General features: G+C 62.8%; 17 protein-coding genes. 7 read left to right on the top strand and 10 right to left on the bottom strand.

Features of this window, described 5'->3' with window-relative positions; genetic code table 11:
- Nucleotides 1-288 precede the first annotated feature (288 nt).
- On the bottom strand, nucleotides 289-2934 hold the full coding sequence (pepN, locus tag EOB80_RS07555) for an aminopeptidase N (RefSeq protein WP_127327207.1): 2646 nt from the start codon (nucleotides 2932-2934) through the stop codon (nucleotides 289-291).
- A 156-nt stretch (nucleotides 2935-3090) separates the two neighbouring features.
- On the opposite strand from pepN, the gene EOB80_RS07560 reads away from it, so the two are divergent.
- The gene (locus tag EOB80_RS07560) at nucleotides 3091-5397 is read left to right on the top strand and encodes a xanthine dehydrogenase family protein molybdopterin-binding subunit (protein WP_127327208.1); all 2307 of its coding nucleotides are present in this window, start codon (nucleotides 3091-3093) and stop codon (nucleotides 5395-5397) included.
- On the top strand, nucleotides 5394-6371 hold the full coding sequence (locus tag EOB80_RS07565; protein ID WP_127327209.1) for a DMT family transporter: 978 nt from the start codon (nucleotides 5394-5396) through the stop codon (nucleotides 6369-6371). The genes EOB80_RS07560 and EOB80_RS07565 overlap by 4 nt, the downstream gene beginning before the upstream one ends.
- Here the strand turns inward: EOB80_RS07565 and EOB80_RS07570 are convergent, their stop codons facing one another.
- From EOB80_RS07570 to EOB80_RS07580, 3 genes are all read right to left on the bottom strand, one after another.
- Nucleotides 6372-7184 carry a helix-turn-helix transcriptional regulator gene (locus tag EOB80_RS07570; protein ID WP_127323083.1) on the bottom strand — a complete coding sequence of 271 codons (813 nt, stop codon included), beginning with the start codon at nucleotides 7182-7184 and terminating at the stop codon, nucleotides 6372-6374.
- 144 nt (nucleotides 7185-7328) lie between these two features.
- A complete protein-coding gene (locus tag EOB80_RS07575) occupies nucleotides 7329-8198 on the bottom strand; it encodes a uracil-DNA glycosylase (protein WP_127327210.1) in 870 nt (289 codons plus the stop codon).
- A 210-nt stretch (nucleotides 8199-8408) separates the two neighbouring features.
- On the bottom strand, nucleotides 8409-9053 hold the full coding sequence (locus EOB80_RS07580) for a hypothetical protein (protein ID WP_127327211.1): 645 nt from the start codon (nucleotides 9051-9053) through the stop codon (nucleotides 8409-8411).
- Nucleotides 9054-9063: 10 nt separating this feature from the next.
- Between EOB80_RS07580 and EOB80_RS34455 the strand changes: the two genes are divergently transcribed.
- The 3 genes from EOB80_RS34455 (at nucleotide 9064) to EOB80_RS07590 (ending at nucleotide 11681) form a co-directional block, all read left to right on the top strand.
- Nucleotides 9064-9210: a hypothetical protein gene (locus EOB80_RS34455; RefSeq protein ID WP_155930595.1), complete on the top strand. Its 147-nt coding sequence runs from the start codon at nucleotides 9064-9066 to the stop codon at nucleotides 9208-9210.
- Between the two features lie 63 nt (nucleotides 9211-9273).
- Nucleotides 9274-10953 (top strand): electron transfer flavoprotein-ubiquinone oxidoreductase, encoded by a 1680-nt coding sequence (locus tag EOB80_RS07585; RefSeq protein WP_127327212.1) that lies wholly within the window; start codon nucleotides 9274-9276, stop codon nucleotides 10951-10953.
- Nucleotides 10954-11081: 128 nt separating this feature from the next.
- The gene (locus EOB80_RS07590) at nucleotides 11082-11681 is read left to right on the top strand and encodes a DUF922 domain-containing protein (RefSeq protein ID WP_127327213.1); all 600 of its coding nucleotides are present in this window, start codon (nucleotides 11082-11084) and stop codon (nucleotides 11679-11681) included.
- Between the two features lie 4 nt (nucleotides 11682-11685).
- Here the strand turns inward: EOB80_RS07590 and EOB80_RS07595 are convergent, their stop codons facing one another.
- The 5 genes from EOB80_RS07595 to EOB80_RS07610 all read right to left on the bottom strand — a co-directional run bounded on the left by EOB80_RS07595 (nucleotide 11686) and on the right by EOB80_RS07610 (nucleotide 15340).
- Nucleotides 11686-12732, bottom strand: a complete 1047-nt coding sequence (locus tag EOB80_RS07595; RefSeq protein WP_127327214.1) for an endonuclease/exonuclease/phosphatase family protein — start codon at nucleotides 12730-12732, stop codon at nucleotides 11686-11688.
- Nucleotides 12733-12802: 70 nt separating this feature from the next.
- Nucleotides 12803-14266: an AMP nucleosidase gene (locus EOB80_RS07600; protein ID WP_245466279.1), complete on the bottom strand. Its 1464-nt coding sequence runs from the start codon at nucleotides 14264-14266 to the stop codon at nucleotides 12803-12805.
- A gap of 116 nt (nucleotides 14267-14382) precedes the next feature.
- Nucleotides 14383-14577 (bottom strand): hypothetical protein, encoded by a 195-nt coding sequence (locus EOB80_RS07605; RefSeq protein ID WP_127270986.1) that lies wholly within the window; start codon nucleotides 14575-14577, stop codon nucleotides 14383-14385.
- A gap of 37 nt (nucleotides 14578-14614) precedes the next feature.
- A complete protein-coding gene (locus EOB80_RS34460; RefSeq protein WP_023812838.1) occupies nucleotides 14615-14773 on the bottom strand; it encodes a hypothetical protein in 159 nt (52 codons plus the stop codon).
- Nucleotides 14774-14998: 225 nt separating this feature from the next.
- The gene (locus tag EOB80_RS07610) at nucleotides 14999-15340 is read right to left on the bottom strand and encodes a DUF2147 domain-containing protein (protein ID WP_127327216.1); all 342 of its coding nucleotides are present in this window, start codon (nucleotides 15338-15340) and stop codon (nucleotides 14999-15001) included.
- A 449-nt stretch (nucleotides 15341-15789) separates the two neighbouring features.
- Here EOB80_RS07610 and EOB80_RS07615 point away from each other — a divergent pair, with 449 nt between their 5' ends.
- Both EOB80_RS07615 and EOB80_RS07620 read left to right on the top strand, forming a co-directional pair.
- Nucleotides 15790-16056 carry a sel1 repeat family protein gene (locus tag EOB80_RS07615; protein ID WP_013532614.1) on the top strand — a complete coding sequence of 89 codons (267 nt, stop codon included), beginning with the start codon at nucleotides 15790-15792 and terminating at the stop codon, nucleotides 16054-16056.
- A gap of 390 nt (nucleotides 16057-16446) precedes the next feature.
- The gene (locus EOB80_RS07620) at nucleotides 16447-17568 is read left to right on the top strand and encodes an ABC transporter substrate-binding protein (RefSeq protein WP_127270990.1); all 1122 of its coding nucleotides are present in this window, start codon (nucleotides 16447-16449) and stop codon (nucleotides 17566-17568) included.
- Between the two features lie 90 nt (nucleotides 17569-17658).
- Here the strand turns inward: EOB80_RS07620 and EOB80_RS07625 are convergent, their stop codons facing one another.
- Nucleotides 17659-19641, bottom strand: a complete 1983-nt coding sequence (locus EOB80_RS07625) for an acetyl/propionyl/methylcrotonyl-CoA carboxylase subunit alpha (protein WP_127327217.1) — start codon at nucleotides 19639-19641, stop codon at nucleotides 17659-17661.
- Nucleotides 19642-19787 lie beyond the last annotated feature (146 nt).

Below are 19787 nucleotides of genomic sequence, written 5' to 3' on the forward strand. Positions count from 1 at the left end.
GTTCGGCGATGAGCCGCGTATTCCCGGCAAGACCGTCGCCGCGCGTCTCACGACGCGCAAAAGCCGTCCCTCCGGGCGCGCCCCACGCGTCCGCCTTCGCCATAAATGGCACTCCCCGAATTTGCCTATGCTGCTTGGTGATCCGGCAAACGCCGCACATCCGAATCGTCAGTAAAGAATCAAAGGTGATTCGCCTTGTCCAGTGGTCCGGCCAAAAAAGATTAAAAATCGACTAAAATAATCGCTTTTACCGACGCTATGCCAGGCGCCGGTAGCTAGGAAAGGCTCCTACGCCAGCGTGCGCTCGACAATATCCCGCAGATCCGCCGACAGGTTTTCGGCGCCGGCGATCGACAGCAGCGCTTCCCTGGCCTTGGCCTGCCGCAAAGGTTCGAGCGAACGCCACGATCTGAGCGCCGTCGCCAGCCTGGCCGCCACTTGCGGGTTGCGCTTTTCAACCTCGAGCACAGTCTGAGCAAAGAACCAGTAGCCTTCGCCGTCAGCACGATGGAAGCCGGTCTGGTTGGCGCTGGAGAAGGTGCCGATCAGCGAGCGAACCCGGTTCGGATTGCCCATCGAGAAGGCCGGGTGGTTGGTCAGGGCCTTCACGGTGTCGACGGTTTGCGGCCCCGGAACGCTGGCCTGGATCTGGAACCATTTGTCCATGACCAGCGGGTCGGACCCATAGGTCGTCTCGAAAGCCGCCAGCGCCTCGACCGCCTCGGGCGAACCGTGGTGACGATGCGCGAGCACGGCAAGTGCTGCCGCGCGGTCGGTCATGTTGGTCGCCGACTGGAAATGCCTGGCGGCGAGTGCTGCTCCACCCGGCTGCAGCGACAGATAATCCAGCAAGGTGTTGCGCAAGGCGCGTCGTCCGGCGCTCGCCGCGTCGGGGCTGAACGCTGCTTTGTCGGCAAGGCTGCGGTAAAGGCCCGAAAAAACGTCCCGGTTCGCAGTGCCGATCGCCAACGCCAGTGCCTCGCGAGCCGCATAGATAGCATCGGGGTCGATGTTCCGGCCGATGTCGCGGGCGATGTCGGCTTCGCTGGGCAATGCCAGCGCCAGTGCTCGATAGGCCGGCTCCAGCGTCTCGTCGCCGGCGATGCTGCCGGCGAGTTCGATCAGCCGCGGTGCAAAGGCCGGCTGCTTGCCGCCGAGGGTCTCGCGGAAGGCGGTGATCAGTGCATCAGTCAGCAATGTATTGAAGGCCTGCCAGCGCGAAAAGGCGTCGCTGTCATGGCGGGCGAGAAAGAATTGGTCGTCGGCTTTCTGCTCGACGGACAATGTCACCGGCGCCGAAAAGCCGCGGTTGAGCGACACGGCCGGGCGCTCGGTGACGCCTGAAAACCGCACCATGTGGCGACGCTTGCGGATATGGATGACGCCGTCCTCGACGCTGGCGCCTTCGACGCCGCTATACGGCACAGGCTTGCCGCCGGCGCCGATCAGGCCGAAAGCCAGCGGGATGTGCATCAGCCGCTTGCGGCTTTCGGACGGTGTCGGCGGCACCGACTGCTCGATTTCGAGCGTGAATTCCTGCGCGGCCGGATTGTGCGTCGAACTGATCGTCAGGTTCGGCGTGCCTGCCTGATGATACCAGAGCGCGAACTGCGACAGGTCGCGGCCGGACGCATCCTCGAACACCTTGATGAAATCCTCGATCGTCGCCGCGTCACCGTCGTGTCGCTCGAAATAGAGGTCCATGCCGGCGCGAAAGACGTCGGCACCGAGAATTGTGCGGATCATCCGCACCACTTCGGAGCCTTTCTCGTAGACCGTCGCGGTGTAGAAATTGTTGATCTCGCGGTAGCGGCGCGGCCGCACTGGATGCGCCAGTGGGCCCTGGTCCTCGGGAAACTGGTGGGCGCGCAAGGTGCGCACTTCGGCGATGCGCTTGACCGCGCGCGAGCGCTGGTCGGCGGAGAATTCGTGGTCGCGGAAAACCGTCAGGCCTTCCTTCAGGCAGAGCTGGAACCAGTCGCGGCAAGTGATTCTGTTGCCTGTCCAATTGTGGAAATACTCATGCGCGATGATCGCCTCGATATTGGCGAAATCGGCGTCCGTCGCGGTCTCCCGATCGGCCAGCACATATTTGTCGTTGAAGATGTTGAGGCCCTTGTTCTCCATCGCTCCCATGTTGAAGTCTGACACGGCGACGATGTTGAAGACGTCGAGATCGTATTCGCGGCCGAATGCCTCTTCGTCCCATTTCATCGACCGCTTCAGGGCATCCATCGCGTAGCCGGCCAGCTTCTCCTTGCCGGGCTCGACATAGATGCCGAGTTCGACCGTGCGGCCCGACAGCGTGACGAAACTGTCCGCAAGCTGGCCGAGATTGCCGGCCACCAGCGCGAACAAATAGGATGGCTTGGGGAAGGGGTCGTGCCACACTGCATAGTGCCAGCCGTCGCCGAGGTCGCCCCTGTCGACCAGGTTGCCGTTGGACAGGAGCAGCGGCGCTTCGTCACGCATTGCTTCTATGCGCACCGTGTAGACGGACAGGATGTCGGGACGATCGAGGAAATAGGTGATGCGGCGAAAGCCCTCGGCTTCGCATTGCGTGCAGTAGACATGGCTCGAGCGGTAGAGGCCCATCAGGGCTTCGTTGCCGGCCGGCGCCACCTCGGTCTCTATGAGCAACTGGAAGCGACGTGCCGCCGGAGGCTTGAGGATTGTCAACCGGTCAGGCGTCGCCAGCAGATCCGCCGGTTTTACCTTCTTGCCGTCGATCTCGATGCGCTTGAGCGTCAGCCCGTCGCCGTCGAGCACCAACGGTGCCGACAGGGAGACGTCGTCACGACGCTCTATCGTGAGGACGGCGGTGACACGCGTTGCGTCTGGCGAAAGGCGGAAGGTAAGGTCGGTTTTCGGAATGAGGTAGTCGTTGGGGCGATAGTCTTCGAGTTTGAAGACCTGGCCGGTGTCCGTGCGCATTCCGTGGGTTTTCCTGTCGATTGCGTTGGCGGCGGATTGTGTCCGCTGGTCCAAGAAATTTGAAGTCCGCGCTCTTTACACGAAACGGCCCCTCGACAAAACTGAGGCAATGCCTATTTCAGGCGTTCCTTCTCCTGTCATCATCACGAGGCACCCATGACCGTCGTCACACCGAAATTCGGCATGGGCGCATCCGTGCTGCGGCGCGAGGATGCCGCCTTCATCCAGGGCCAGGGCCGCTATACCGACGACATCCAGCCGGCTGGCGTCCTGCATGGCTATCTCCTGCGCTCGCCGGTCGCCAAGGCCAGCTTCACCATCGGTTCGACCGAGGCGGCGAAGACGGCACCTGGCGTCCATCTGGTGCTGACCGGCAAGGATCTTGCCCATCTCGGCGATCTGAAATCCGGCGTCATGCAGGAACAGCCGGACGGCACCAAGGCTCCGACGCGCGACATCCCGATCCTGTGCGGCGACCGCGTCAACTATGTCGGCGATGCCGTTGCCTTCGTCGTCGCCGACAGCCGAGCCTTGGCGCAGGATGCCGCCGAACTGATCGATGTCGACTATGACGGCGAAGATGCGGCCTCCGGGACGGCAACGGCATTGGCCGAAGGCACGCCGCTGGTCTGGCCGGAGCTTGGTTCCAACCGCGCCTTCAGCTACCACATGGGCGACAAGAAAAAGAGCGAAGCGGCTTTCGCCAAAGCCGCCCATGTCACCCGCATCGAGTTCGTCAACAACCGGCTGGTGTGCAACTACATGGAGCCGCGCTCCGCGATCGGCGAATGGAACGTCGAGGAGAAGCGCTTCGTGCTGACCACCGGGTCGCAAGGCGTGCACTCCATGCAGTATATCCTGGCCAGCGTGTTCAAGATCAAGAAGGACCAGCTGCGCGTCATCACGCCTGATGTCGGCGGTGGTTTCGGGCCGAAGAGCTTCGTCTACCGCGAATATCCGCTGGTGCTGGAAGCGGCAAAGCGGCTTGGCCGCCCGGTGAAATGGGCCGGTGACCGCACGGAGCACTTCCTGACCGACGCGCAAGGCCGCGACAATTTCGTCACGGCTGAGATGGCGCTGGACAAGGACGGCCGCTTTCTCGGCATGAAGGTGGACCTGCTCGCCAACATCGGCGCCTATATCTCGCAATACGGCCCGTTCATCCCCTATATCGGCGTCACCATGTCGACCGGTGTCTACGATATCCAGGCGCTCGACGTCTCGGTGACCGGCCTCTACACCAACACCTGCCCGGTCGATGCCTATCGCGGTGCCGGCCGTCCGGAAGCAGCCTTCCTGCTGGAAAAGCTGGTCGATGCCTGCGCCCATGATCTCGGCCTGCCTGTCGAGGAGATCCGCCGCCGCAACTTCATCCGGCCGGAGCAATTTCCCTACCGGACGCAAACCGGCCGCCTCTACGACACCGGTGAATTCGAAGGCCATATGGAGCGTGCTATTGAGCAATCCGAATGGAAAGCGTTTCCCGAGCGGCTGGCGCAATCGAAGGCCGGCGGAAAAATCCGCGGCCTCGGCATGGCGACCTATATCGAGGCCTGTGCCTTTCCGGGCTCCGAACCGGCCTTCGTCGAACTCAACGGCGATGGCACGGTGACGCTGAAGATCGGCACCCAGACCAACGGACAGGGGCACGCCACCGCCTATGCCCAGTTCCTGTCGGAAAAGCTCAATCTCGACATCGACAAGATCCATGTCCGCCAGGGCGATACCGATGAATTGAAAGCCGGCGGCGGCACCGGCGGCTCGCGCTCCATACCGCTGGGGGGTGTATCGGCTTCCCGCGCGGGCGAGGATCTGGCCAACAAGATCAAGCGCATCGCCGCCGACGAGCTTGAAGCCTCGGCCGGCGACATTGAGCTGTCTGATGGTGTTGCCCGCATCGTCGGCACCGATCGCTCGATCGATTTTTCCGCCATCGCCAAGGCCGCCAAGACGCCGGATGATCTCAAGGGCTTTGGCGAGTTCGTGCAGGACGAATGCACCTATCCCAACGGCACTCATATCTGCGAGGTCGAGATCGATCCCGACACCGGCGCGACCGAGATCGTCCGCTACACCATCGTCGACGATTTCGGCGTCACCGTGAACCCGATCCTGCTCGCCGGCCAGGTGCATGGCGGCGTCGTGCAAGGTATCGGCCAGGCACTGACCGAGGACACCATCTATGGCGAGGACGGACAGCTTTTGACGGCGAGCTTCATGGATTACGCCATGCCGCGCGCCGACAATTTCCCGTTCTTCCATTTCGAGACCCGTAACGTGCCTTCGACCACCAATGCACTCGGCATCAAGGGCGCGGGCGAGGCCGGCACCATCGGCTCGACGCCGGCGGCACTCAATGCGGTGACTGACGCGATCTGGCGCGCCTATGGCGTCAAGCACATCGACATGCCGGCAACGCCGGCGCGTATCTGGGCGACCATCCGAGAAGCGTCGGGAGCGTGACAGCAGGCCCCGGCAGCCCCCCGGCCACAGCCAGCGGTGATGCCGGCGGGCACGACACGCTAACCGGCATCATGTTCAAGATCGTGTCGGTGGCGGTCTTCGTCGGCATGCAGACCTGCATCAAAGCCGCAGGCACGGTTCCGGCCGGCCAGATTGTCTTCTTCCGCTCTTTCTTCGCTATCTTCCCGATCATCGCCTTCCTGGCCTTCAGGAAAGAACTCGGCACTGCCTTCACCACCAACCGTCCGTTCAACCACATCGCCCGCGGCCTGGTCGGCGTCTGCGCCATGGGGCTCGGCTTTTTTGCGTTGACCCGGCTGCCGCTGCCGGAAGCGATCACGCTGAATTACGCGCAGCCGCTGCTGGTGGTGGTGTTCAGCTCCATCTTCCTCGGCGAGGCCATCCGTGTCTATCGCTGGAGTGCGGTCGCGGTCGGCCTGGTCGGCGTGCTGATCATCTCCTGGCCGGAACTGACGCTGCTGAGTTCCGACGAGGCGCTCGACGATCAGGAAGTGCTTGGCGTCATCGCCGCTCTTGTCGCCGCGGCGATCTCGGCCGTCGCCATGCTCTTGGTGCGCAATCTCGTGCAAAGCGAGCGCACAGCGACCATCGTGCTGTGGTTTTCGGTGACGGCGAGCGTCATGTCGCTGCTGTCGCTGCCATTCGGCTGGCAGGCGCTGACGCCGCTCCAGGCGGCTCTTCTTGTTGCCGCCGGCTTCTGCGGCGGCCTCGGCCAGATCCTGATGACGGCAGCCTATCGCCATGCCGAAGCCTCGGTCGTGGCGCCGTTCGAATATACGTCGATGATCCTCGGCGTCGTCGTCGGCTATCTCGTCTTCGGCGACGTCGCCACGCTCCATATGCTTGTCGGCGGCCTGATCGTCGTCGCCGCCGGCATTTTCATCATCTGGCGCGAACGCCAGCTTGGCCTGGAGCGCACCCGCACGCGCAAGGCATCTTTGCCTGAAGGGTGATTACGACAGCTCGGCCCGCTCCTTCGCCAACCGCACCAACACCGTTCTCGTCTGCTCGTCGGCTGGAAAAAACGATTCGATCGCCAGTTCCGACAGGGTCACGTCGAGCGGCGTGCCGAAGACGGTGATGGTGCTGATGAACGACAGCACCTGGTCGCCGTGCGCAAGCCTGAGCGGGTGCACGATGGGGTTCGGCTCTACCGACACCGGCCGACTGCCTTTCAAGCCGGACGGATAAGTCCTCAGCTCACGCTCGAGTTCGATCAGCACCGCGTCGCCGCTCGCGTCATTCTGGTGTTTCAGGCGCTCGAGCAGATGCGTCCGCCATTCCTGGAGATTGACGATGCGTGGCGCGATGCCGCCGGGATGAAGGCTGAGGCGAAGTACGTTGACCGGCGGCGTCAGCAGCGAAGCCTCGCTGACATCGGCAAGGAAGGGGGCAATGGCGGCATTGGCCGAAATTAGGTTCCAGTGGCGGTCGACGGCGAGTGCCGGGAACGGCTCGTGGCCTTTGAGGACGATCTCGACCGCCGCCATCGCCGGCGCCATCGTGGTGTCGGTCAATGAGCGCTCGCCGAAGCTCGGCGCAAAGCCGGCGGCGAGCAGCAACTGGTTGCGCTGCCTCAGCGGCATCGACAATTGCTCGGCCAGATGCAGCACCATGTCGCGTGAGGGCGCGGCGCGGCCGCTTTCGACGAAGCTCAGATGCCGCTGCGAGATTTCGGCCTCCATGGCGAGGTCGAGTTGAGACATGCGGCGGCGGGTGCGCCACTCGCGAATGAGGCTGCCAGCGGAGGTTTGGGCTGTTGTCATGAGGGCATGGTTAGACCGGGGGAAGGGGCATTTCAATTACGTCTGAGGTCATAGTTCTTGCCGGCGTTCGCCTATCCACATTGGAGATTGGCGAAAGCGGAGATGACAGCCAATTTCCCCCCCCTCGTGGAGGAGATTGGCCAATCACCCAAGTGCGCGCAGCTTCGCCTTGACTTCGAGAAAATCCCGCCACGCCAGCTTCTTGTGCGACGGGGTTCGCAGGAGATAGGCCGGATGCAGCGTCGGCATGGCCGGGATGGCGATGCCGGACGCCGTCGTGTGGGCGCGCCAGTTGCCGCGCAGCCGCAATATGCCTTCCGAGGTGTTGAGCAAGGTCTTGGCTGACGGGCCGCCAAGGTTGATCAGCACCTTCGGATTGACCAGTTCGATCTGCCGCTCGATGAACGGCCGGCAGATCTCGGTTTCGTGCGGCGTCGGCGTGCGATTGCCCGGCGGCCGCCAGGGAATGACATTGGCGATATAGACTGAAGTACGGTCGAGCCCGATCGCCGCCAGCATGCGGTCGAGCAGCCGGCCCGATCGGCCGACGAAGGGCAGGCCCTCGATGTCCTCGTCGCGGCCGGGTGCCTCGCCGACCAGCATCACGGCGGCTTCCGGGTTGCCGTCGGCGAACACCAGGCTCTTGGCGGTGGCCTTGAGATTGCAGCCTTCGAATGCCGCCATGTGCTGGCGAAGCTCGTCCAGCGTCGTTGCTGTGGTCGCCAATTGGCGGGCAAGTGCCGCCTGCGCTTCGTCGGGAACGGTGGCCGACGTTGGGCGCGCAACCGGCGGCGCACTTGATCTGTCACCTGGTTCGGGGCGAGACATATTCGTCGAACGCTGCGGTGCGGCGATATCGCCCGAAGACGCCGCCGCGCGCTCCATGGGCTTTGGCGCAACCTCGGCAAACCGGTTCACGGGCTGGTCTTCAAGCGCCTCGTCGACGCCCACGCTGGCATAAAAGGCCAGCAAGTCGGCGATGTCAGGTCTGTTGTTTGGGAAAGCGGCAGTCATGCCGGCACATTCATCCGCGCGAGCACGATTTGCAAGTTTGTGATTGGCGAAAGCGGTGATGACAGCCAATCTCCCTCCTTGAGGGGGAGATGGCCGGCAGGCCAGAGGGGGTCGTCGCGCGTAGAGCGTCAACCTCCTCTGTCGGCGAAGGGGAGTCGCGTCCGGTCGTGCCGCCCCTCGAGGGGGGAGAGCGCGCCCCGCATCCGCGCCTCATCCCGTCGGTATGCGTGGATCCTGCACGAGGTAAAACGTCCAGCGCGGCGTGTAATCAGTCATCAGGAATTCGAACCTGGCGGTTTTCAGCGGGTCGACCTTGCCATTCCTGAACAGCAGCCGGTCATAGGGTTCGAAATCGCGATCGAAATCGGCGAAATTGCTCGACAAGATATTGTCTGGCGTCTTGTTGCGCTGGTCGAAGGAAAGCCCGTCGCCGAACACGCTCGGCCGATTCAGGATCTCCTGCAATTCGAACTGGAATTCGACCCAGGCCTGGCCGCTGTTGTTGAGCACCTCGATGCGCATATACATCATACCGTTGGCGAATTCGCCGGCCTTGCCGAAGGCCTGGATCGGCTTTGTCGTGCGGATCGTCAGCGTCACCGGTGTTGACGAATTCAGCTCTTCGGTGATGACGAACGGATCGTCCTTCGTTCCGATGCCCGAGGCGCCGGTGATTTGGAAGCCGCCAAGCTCGTCGGAGAAGGAGTAGGCGCCTGCCGCCCAGACCTTCACTTCGTCAGCGGCAGCGTGATGCGGCGCCAGCATCAGAAGGGTCAAAAGGAGCGCCCGGCGGATCCGGCCGGGCGGGAAAAGAAAGCGCGTCGATGAAAAGCCGGCTGGCCCAGGAATGCGCATGGCGTGAAGTATGGCCGATAAGCAAGCCGTCGAACAATTAAAAACGCGCGCCTCGCAGGCAATGCCGGGCGAAAAGCAGTCTTCCAGCCTCGCAATGCGCGACTTTTTGGCCAAAACGGCATTGTCACGTATGCGCCGGTTTCCTGTCGTCAATTGATGCGCTATGCAGCGCGGGAGCCAGCAAGATACCCGAATGGGATAAGCCAGTGCGGAGGGGTTGATGAGCGACATCGAACGCGAAAGCATGGAATTCGACGTGGTTATCGTCGGCGCCGGCCCTGCCGGCCTCGCCGCAGCCATCCGCCTCAAGCAGGTCAATCCCGAGCTTTCGGTCGTCGTCCTGGAGAAGGGCGGTGAGGTCGGCGCCCATATTCTCTCCGGCGCCGTTGTCGATCCGATCGGCATCGACCGGCTCTTGCCGGGCTGGCGCGACGAGGACGGCCATCCCTTCAAGACGCCGGTCACATCAGACCATTTCCTGGTCCTTGGTCCCGCCGGCTCGTTTCGCCTGCCCAACATTTTCATGCCGCCGCTGATGAACAATCACGGCAACTACATCGTCTCGCTCGGCAATGTCTGCCGCTGGCTGGCGACCAAGGCCGAAGCGCTCGGCGTCGAGATCTATCCGGGCTTTGCCGCTGCCGGCCTGCTCTACAATGAGCAAGGCGCCGTCACCGGCGTCGTCACCGGCGACATGGGCATCGAGAAGGACGGAACGCACGGTCCGGGTTTCGCACCCGGCATGGCGCTGATGGGCAAATATGTGCTGATCGGGGAGGGCGCTCGCGGCTCGCTCGCCAAGCAGTTGATCGCCAGATACAAGCTTTCCGATGGCCGCGAACCGGGCAAATACGGCATCGGCCTGAAGGAACTCTGGCAGGTCAAGCCGGAGAACCACCGTCCGGGCCTGGTCCAGCATTCCTTCGGCTGGCCGCTTGACTTGAAGACCGGCGGCGGCTCGTTCCTCTACCATCTCGAGGACAATCAGGTGGCGGTCGGCTTCGTCCTCCACCTCAATTACAAGAACCCCTGGCTGTCGCCCTTCGAGGAATTCCAGCGCTTCAAGACCCATCCGGCGATCAGCGGGACTTTCGACGGCGCCAAGCGCCTCGGCTATGGCGCGCGCGCCATCACCGAGGGCGGCTGGCAGTCAGTGCCGAAACTCTCCTTCCCCGGTGGTGCGCTAATGGGATGTGCGGCGGGCTTCGTCAACGTGCCGCGCATCAAGGGCTCGCACAATGCCGTGCTGTCCGGCATGCTGGCGGCCGAGCATGTCGCAGAGGCGATCGGTGCCGGGCGCGCCAACGACGAACTCGCTTCCTACGAGGAAGCCTGGCGCGCGACCGACATCGGCAAGGATTTGAAGAAGGTGCGCAACGTCAAGCCGCTGTGGTCGCGCTTCGGCACGATCGTCGGTGTCGGCCTCGGCGGCCTCGACATGTGGCTGAACACGCTGTTCGGTGTCTCGCCCTTCGGCACGCTGAAGCATGGCAAGGCCGACTATGCGACGCTCGAGCCTGCCGCCCGGCACAAGAAGATCGCCTATCCGAAGCCCGATGGCGTGCTGACCTTCGACAGGCTGTCCTCGGTGTTCCTGTCCAACACCAATCACGAGGAAAACGAGCCGGTCCACCTGCTTGTCGGCGACATGGAACTGCAGAAGCGGTCCGAGCACGATGTCTTTGCGGGGCCCTCGACGCGTTACTGTCCGGCCGGGGTTTACGAGTGGGTCGACAAGGACGGCAATGCCGCCGCCGATCCCACGGCCAAGGATGTGCGCTTCGTCATCAACGCGCAGAACTGCGTCCACTGCAAGACATGCGACATCAAGGACCCGAACCAGAACATCAACTGGGTGCCGCCGCAAGGCGGAGAAGGCCCGGTCTACCAGGGCATGTAGGCCCGCGCCGGCCACAGCGTGCAAAGGACCCGACGACGGCTCGGGTCTCCCGTCGCATGTGAAACATTAGGACTGTTGAAACTGCCGCGCGCTTATGGTTCCATTCCTTGACGATAAGGAGATGGCCAATGCGCCTGGCGGTTCTGGCATGCCTTGTGACGATCGCTGCGCTGTTCGGTTCGGCTTCGGCGGCCTCGGCCGGCACCAGGGTGGTGGTCAAGACGCGGACCTACGACATCACCGGGAATACGGGGCTGGCGCTGATGCAGGCTATGGACCGCAAGGGGCCGAAGCACGGCTTCATGACGCACGCCATCGCGTTGACCGGCTACGCAGTGGATTGGGACCTTGACACCAGCCAGGACAATGGCGTTTGCCGCTTGCGGCGCGCCAACGGCACGCTCAATCTCTTCTATACGTTTCCGCGTGTCGCCTCGGCCACCACGCCGACGCTCCGGAAGCGATGGACGCGGTTCTTCGCCGGCGTCCGCGCCCATGAGGAAACCCATGGCCGCATCGCCAGGGAGATGATGCGGGCCACGGAAAGATCGATCTCCGGCCTCAGGATTGCCGACGACCGGTTCTGCTACAAGACACGTCGCGAGGCACAGCGACGTATCAAGGCCACCAATGCCGCATATGAGGCCAAGCAACTCGCTTTCGATGCGCGCGAGCATCGCGATGGCGGCCATGTCCAGCATCTCGTCATCGCTTTGGTCAGGCCCTGATCCTTCAGCCTGGCGTCTTGCCGGTCTGGCTTATGGCCGCGGTCGCGGTTTCATGTTCGTCGAGCGGCTTTTGCTGGTTCAGCCTGAGTGAGAACTCCACCACGACCGGAAGGTGATCCGAGCCGGTGTCTTCCAGCCGTGTCGCGGAATGGATGGTCACGCCGCCCTTGCTGAAAACCTGGTCGATCGGCAGGCCGGCGAAGCGCCGCAGGAAGTCCGGCAGCTTGATGTGGATCCAGGTCGGGCCGGCGGACGGCATCACGGTCAGCCCGCCAAGCGCCGCGACCCGCCGCACGGCGGCACTCCATGGCGCGGCATTGCAGTCGCCCGCCATGATGGCCGTCTCGCCGAGCGCGGAAAGCGGCTCCGTCAACTCGCCGATCTGCCAGTACTGCTCGCGTGGCCACGGCCAACTGAGGTGGATCGCCGCGACATCGACGTCGATCCCGCCGAAGTCGACGGTCGCTGTCGCCATGGCGCCGCGCCTTTCGCAACGCGCCTCGGTGCCCGCGGCAAAGGGCCTCCGCGAGAGCAGCGCGACGCCGAATATGCCGTTGGGATAGGGACAGAGGATCCGGTATGGATAGGCGCTGCTGATATAGCCAAGCTCGGTCGTCCACATCGCCGATACCTCGTCGAGGGTGATCACGTCGGGATTGGTCCGGCCGATCAGCGACAGCACCTTCTTCGGCGTCGGATTGTCGTAGCGCAGGTTCATCTGCAGCAGCTTGTAGATCGCGCGGTCTTCGTTCTTGGCTTCATAGGCGGCCTGAACCGGCCACAGGCGGGAGAAGGACAGCGACCCGGAAGTGGTGGCGAAGGCCGCCACGGCAAAAAGCAGTGCCACGGCCGCCTGCAGGCGAAATGTCGTGGCCAGCAGCGGCAGCGCGCAAAGCGCCATCAGCACGGCAAGGTGGACGCGGAAATGCGAGAAGGAATCGAAGGCGGGATGCAGCGTTCCGAAAAACCCGGTCACCAGAGCGATCGAACAGGCCAGCATTGCCAGGAATGCAACCGAAATCAGCAATGTCCCGAGGCTCGCTCTCTCCATGCCGCCTGCTTATCGGCAGAAATGCGGCCCAATCAAGATGAGAAATGCCGCCGCGATGCGTGGCATCGGCCTACTGGAACGCCGTTTCCGAAAAACTTCTGAGCTTGCGCGAATGCAACCGCTCCATCGGCATTTCCGCGAGCTTCTCCATCGCCCTGATGCCGATGGTCAGGTGCTGCGCCACCTGGCGCTTGTAGAATTCGGTCGCCATACCGGGCAGCTTCAACTCGCCATGCAGCGGTTTGTCCGAAACGCACAGCAGCGTGCCGTAGGGAACGCGAAAGCGGAAGCCATTGGCGGCGATGGTCGCCGATTCCATGTCGAGTGCGATGGCGCGAGATTGCGACAGACGCTGTACCGGGCCACGCTGGTCGCGCAATTCCCAGTTGCGATTGTCGATGGTGGCGACGGTGCCGGTGCGCATGATGCGCTTCAGGTCGTAGCCGGAAAGGCCGGTGACTTCGGCGACGGCTTCCTGCAACGCCACCTGGATCTCGGCCAGCGGCGGGATCGGCACCCAGACCGGAAGATCGTCGTCCAGCACATGGTCCTCGCGCACATAGGCATGCGCCAGCACATAGTCGCCCAGCGCCTGGGTATTGCGCAGGCCGGCGCAGTGGCCGAGCATCACCCAGGCATGCGGCCTCAGCACCGCAATATGGTCGGTGATGGTCTTGGCGTTGGAGGGCCCGACGCCGATATTGACCATGGTGATGCCGCCATGTCCCGATTTCTTCAGGTGATAGGCCGGCATCTGCGGCAGGCGCGGCGGTGCAACACCTTCGCTGGGCGCGCTTTGCCCGCTCTTGGTGATGACATTGCCCGGCTCGACGAACTCCGTGTATCCGCCGCCGCCATTGGCCATCAGGTCGCGGGCGCGGGCGACGAACTCGTCGATGTAGAACTGATAATTGGTGAACAGCACGAAGTTCTGGAACTGCTGCGGCGTGGTCGCCGTATAGTGCGACAGCCGGTGCAGCGAATAATCGATGCGCTGCGCCGTGAAGGGCGCCAGAGGCCTCGGCTCGCCAAAGGCGACTTCGAAGGTGCCGTTAGCGATCTGGTCGTCGGTGCCATCGAGATCCGGCACGTCGAACAGGTCGCGGATCGGCCGCTTGATGCGCTCTGCCGTCGCGCCGTCGACATGGGTGCCTTCAAGGAAGGCGAAATGCAGCGGGATGGGTGTGGTCGATTCCGACACCGTGACCGCAACCCCATGATTGCGCATGATCAGGCGCAACTGCTCTACGAGGTAGCTTTCGAACAGGCCCGGCTGGGTGATGGTGGTGGAAAAATGCCCGGGCGTCGGCATATGGCCATAGGCCTGGCGCGAGTCGATCTGGGTGAACGAGTTGGTGGTGACACCGATCTCCGGATAAAAGGCCCGGTAGCGCTTGCCATTGTCGCCGCCTGCTGCCGCTAGCTCTGCAAAGGAGTCGCGCAGGAACTTGGTGTTGCGGTCGTAAAGCGCCTGCAGTGCCTTGACGGCTTTCTCGGCGCTATCAAAGCTTTGCCGGCCAAAAGGCTCCGGCATGACGACAGATTCGATGGCTTGTGGGTAGATTCGCTTTTCCATGGCTCAATATAGAGACTTGGATCGGCACTTGGGAGGGGTGTCGCGACCGAAGGCGACCAAAGCGCTGTTTTTCTTCAACCGCGCTGCAGGCTGACCAGGAGCACAAAGCCGACGCCGGACTTCTTCAAGGCTGGTGCGTCGATCGTCGAGCCGGCGTCAGTGCGCATCATCGGCACGGCCAGAACCGGAGCGGCCAGAACCGTCAGGATAAGCGCCGCCCGCGGCAGAAGCCGAAGGGTCTTGAGAGTGTTGGCGGCGATGCGGTTCATGGCGTTCAGCTTTTCTTTCGAGGTCTGGGTTCTTTGATCAGTTGCGAAGATGGGTGGGGCAGGCGAGGCGGCAGGTTCTGGAACTGGCTTCGTCCCAGGCGCGGGCCGGACGGCCCGCTTCGGCGACGAGGATGGCGAAGAACATTCCAAACAGGCTCACCAGCAGGCAGACGATGGTGAAGCGGCGAGCAAGCATTGGGTCGGTCTCCTTCAACACGCCGGAGAATGCCCTGATGCAACTGAACCGGCTCTGATGCCGGCGTTCATCTGCCGTTCAAGATGATTGACGGGGTTTCGACGGCGCCGGCGTCGGTTTGGATAGCCGCCGGCGGGTATCGAGCATCACCGGCGCAGGATGTGTCGACAAAACGAAAACGGGGCCCGTCGAGGCCCCGTCATCATGTCGTAAGGGTGTGGTCGATCAGAGCTTGTGCCAGGTCTGGCTCTTGCAGATCAGCCCGCCGAGCACGCAGCCGCTCATCTTGAGAGAGCTGCCCGACAATGTCGCCTTGCCCGAATAGGTCTTGTCGTTTGCCGGATCGGTGATGTTGCCGGCATATTTGTTGTCGCCTGTCGCTTTGAGCGAGCCGATGGTCTTGCCGGCATATTTCCCGGACTTGAGCGTGATGGAAAACGAGCTGCCGCCGGCGATGGCCGCGGTTTCGCCGGCCTGCGTCTTCCAATTGCCTTCGATCGGATCGGCCCATGCCGCACCCGCCACGATCAATGTGGCCGCAAGGGCCAGGCTCAGTTTTCGAAACATGTCTTCCTCCCTGTGGATGTCCGGCCGGATGCTCCGCCTCGCCGGTCTGCCGCTTACGCAAACGTAAGCTAATCCAGCTCCCGGCAAAACAAAAGCGGTGCCGTAGCGGAACACTTTGGGATTTTGCAGCCGCCTGAAAGCGCCTCCTCGACGATGAAATGAAACGATCGGCGCATCGCCTTTGTCTGCCGTGGTTAGCGAAGTCTTGCCCCCGCGCGAGAAAACTTTCGTCAAATTTGAGGCAAGCAGGCTGAATTGCTGGGTTTGTATCCTTAACGAATTTCGGCGTTTACCTCTTGTTTTAGCTTTGTTTTCCTCAAATTAAGCACGCCATTTAACGACGGATTCAAGCCTGCACGGCATTCTCGAAAGCATCGGAAGAGCAGCCGGCAAGACGAAAGAAGGCAGCTCTCGGGAGCCTGACAGGGGCCGGAAAACAGGGGATTGAAATGGCACGTTTTGAAATGCTTGAAGCAGGTTTCGGCGCCATGGGAGCAACTGCCCAGGCCGACATCCTTTTCGAATTGGGCATGATGTATGCGACCGGCCGCGATTGCGAGACCGATGTCGTTGCCGCCCACAAATGGTTCAACATCGCCGCAATCAAGGGCTCGGCCCGCGCCGCCGAGCTGCGCTCGGAACTTTCGGCCGCCATGTCGAAGGTCGAGATCGCCACGGCGCTGCGCGAAGCCCGCGAATGGATGACCATGCACTGATCTGCCAATCGCAGACAGGTCCATCGAAGACAGGGAAGCTCCGGGATCAAGGCCGCACAGACGGCCAGACCCGGCGAAATTGAAGGCCGCGCAAGACGGTCACGAAGGCGAGGGAAAGAACGCGGCATGCCGCAAGGCCCAGTCGTGCGCGACACAGGGAAGCTGAGCGGATTTTTAGGCGCGGGGGCGCCTGGAGATTGCTCGACGGGCAAAAAAGCCGCGACCAGCCGGAACAAGGCTGGCGTGGCTTTTTGCGTGGATGACGTCTTGCAGGCCCAATCGAGCGGCGCCAATGCGCCTAGACAGGCTCAATGAAGGGTGAAATTGTCCGGCCTCTCTGGAAGAAGCGCGGCCGGGGCGGCCGCGCGTGAGTGGAGGAGTTCTACCATCATGAAAAAATTGAGTATTTTGAACGCGGCCATATTCGGCCTGATGTTGAGCACGCCGGTCGCATTCGCAGACGACATCACCTTTGCGGTGGTGGGCCCGATGACAGGACAGCTCGCCACCATCGGCGATCAGTTCAAGCAGGGCGCACAGGCTGCCGCCGATGCGATCAACGCCGCGGGCGGTGTCGACGGTCGTCAGATCAAGCTGAGCATCGAAGACGACCAATGCGATCCCAAGCAGGCCGTGTCGGTTGCCAACCGCGTCGTCGCCGATGGCGTCAAGTTCATCGACGGCCATGCCTGCTCGGGTTCCAGCATTCCGGCATCAGCTGTCTATGCCGAAGCCGGCGCCTTGATGATGAGCCCGGCCTCGTCAAACCCGGTGCTGACCGATGCGGCAGCCAAGGCCGGCTGGCCGACGATCATGCGCCTTTATACGCGAGACGACGCGCAGGGCGCCTTCATCGGCCCATGGATCGCCAAGAAGTTTGCCGGCAAGAATGTCGTCGTCCTGCATGACAAGAGCGCCTACGGACAGGGCGTGGCTGACGCCGTCAGGGCAACGATGAATGCCGGCGGCCTCAAGGAGGTCTATTATGACGGCATCAACGCTGGCGAGAAGGACTATTCGGCTCTCGTCACCAAGCTCAAGGATTTGAAAGCCGACGTTGTTTATTTCGGCGGCTACCATCCTGAAGCCGGCCTGATCCTGCGTCAGTCGGCGGAACAGAACCTGAAGTTCCAGCTGATCATGCCGGACTCCATCGCCTCGCCGGAATTCTGGCAGGTTGCCGGCCCGGCCGGCGAGGGCACCATGTTCGTCTTCCCGTCGGATCCGCAGGCAAAGCCGGAAGCCAAGGCAGCCGTCGAGAAGATCAAGGCCGGCGGTTTCGTGCCGGAGGGTTTCACGCTGTTCTCTTACGCCACCATCCAGGCTTTCGCCGAAGGCATCAAGCGTGCCGGCAGCGACGACCCGGCCAAGGTTGCCGAAGCGTTGAAGAACGGTACGCCGATCAGCACCGTTGTCGGTGATGTCACCTTCGACGAGAAGGGCGACCTCAAGAATGCCAGCTACGACATCAACCAGTGGCATGACGGCAAATACGCGCCGATCGCGCAGTAATCGCCACCCTGGCGACTGGATAGCATAGAGAAATGGCCGGGTTCATCCCGGCCATTTTCTTGTTTGCCCTGTCGCTGGCCTTCCGAACCGTCAGCTCACTGCTGTGGTCGCGGCGTTGTGCTCCTCGACGAACCGCACCAGCACCGTTCCGTCGGTGACCTGTGCGCCCTCTGTGGCGATCTCGGCGATCACGCCGTCATGCGGCGCGGCGATGGTGTGCTCCATCTTCATCGCCTCGAGGATCAGCAGCGGCTGGCCCTTGATCACCGTATCGCCTTTTCCCACGCGCACCAGCTTGACCAATCCCGGCATCGGCGCACGCAGGCTGCCGGTGCTTGCCGCCGCCTCATCGGCCCGTGCCAACGGGTCCGGCACGGCGAAGGTGTAGCCAACGGCGCCTTCGAACACGGTGATATGGCCTGGCCAGCGGGCGAGGCGCGGCGTGGCGCGAAAATCATGCGAATTGGTGTCGCCATAGGGCTTGTCCAGCGCGACCTGGAATCGTCCGTCCGCCCGCACCGAAACCTTCGCCGCGATATCGTCTTCGCCGAACTTCAGCCATGTGCGTCGCGCCACGCTGTGGAAATGGGCATAGCCGACAAGCGACGACCACGGATCGTCGGATGACGGGGTTGCGCCGGCACCGGAGGCCGCAAGAGCGGCGGCAGCAATGGTTTCGTCGCTCGGCGGCGGGACGGTCGTCAAGGTCCCCTGGTGTCTGCCAATCAGGCTGGTGTCGACATCGCCTGCAGCGAAATCCGGATCGGCGGCGAGAGCGGCAAGAAAGGCGGTGTTGACGGTCGAGCCGGCGATCTCGGTCCGGGATAGCGCCGCGCCAAGCGCTTCCAGAGCCGCCAGCCTGCCCTTTGCGTGGACGACCAGCTTGGCGATCATCGGGTCGTGATAAGGCGAGATGGCGTCACCCGCCCGCACGCCGGTCTCTATGCGCATCGTGGCGCCTTCGGAGGCCGCGTCTGGAAATTTCAGATGGTGCAGCGTGCCCGTTGCCGGCAGAAAACCTTTCGTCGCGTCCTCGGCATAAATGCGCGCCTCGAAGGCATGGCCGACGAGCGCGATCTCGCTTTGCGTCTTCGGCAGCTTTTCGCCGCTGGCGACCCGCAGCTGCCACTCGACCAGATCGGTGCCGGTCACCATTTCGGTGACCGGATGTTCGACCTGCAGGCGGGTGTTCATCTCCATGAACCAGAAGCGGTCGGCTTTCAGGCCCTGCGAGGCATCGACGATGAACTCGATGGTGCCGGCGCCTGAATAATTGATCGCCTTGGCGGCCTTCACCGCCGCATCCGTCATCGCCTTGCGCAAAGCCTCGGTCATGCCGGGCGCGGGCGATTCCTCGATCACTTTCTGGTGGCGGCGCTGCGCCGAGCAGTCGCGTTCATAAAAGTGCACTGCATTGCCGAAATTGTCGCCGAACACCTGCACCTCGATATGGCGCGGCTTGTCGACATATTTTTCGACCAGCACGCGGTCGTCGCCGAAAGCGGCTTTCGCCTCGCGCCGTGCGCTGGACAACGCTTCGGAAAACTCATCTGGATGCTCGACCCGGCGCATGCCCTTGCCGCCGCCGCCGGCGCGCGCCTTGATCAGCACGGGATAGCCGATCTCGCGTGCCTTGGACGCAAGCAGCACGATTTCCTGTGCCTCGCCATGGTAGCCCGGCACGACCGGCACGCCGGCCTTTTCCATCAGCCGCTTGGCGGCGTCCTTCAGCCCCATGGCACGGATCGAGGCCGCCGACGGGCCGATGAAAATGAGCCCCGCCGCCACCACCTGGTCGACGAAATCGGGATTTTCCGACAGGAAGCCGTAGCCGGGGTGAATGGCTTGTGCGCCCGTTGCCAGGGCCGCGGCGATGATCTTGTCACCGCGCAGATAGCTTTCGCTGACGGGCGAGGGGCCGATATGCACCGCCTCGTCGGCCATCTCGACATGCAGGGATCTCGCGTCTGCATCCGAATAGACGGCGACAGTGCGCACACCCATCTTGCGCGCCGTCCGGATGACACGGCAAGCGATCTCGCCGCGATTGGCGATCAGGATCTTGGCGAACATGGAGCCTCCGCATGTAAGGTTCGAAGTCCATGGGAAGCAGGGCGCTTGAACACCCCCCTCTGTCCTGCCGGACATCTCCCCCGCAAGGGGGGAGATTGGCAGCTTTGCCCTCGCTGCGAACTTTCAGTGTTGGAATTTGGCGAAAG

Origin of the sequence: Mesorhizobium sp. M7A.F.Ca.MR.245.00.0.0, assembly GCF_003997415.1 — a bacterium.
GTDB lineage: Bacteria > Pseudomonadota > Alphaproteobacteria > Rhizobiales > Rhizobiaceae > Mesorhizobium.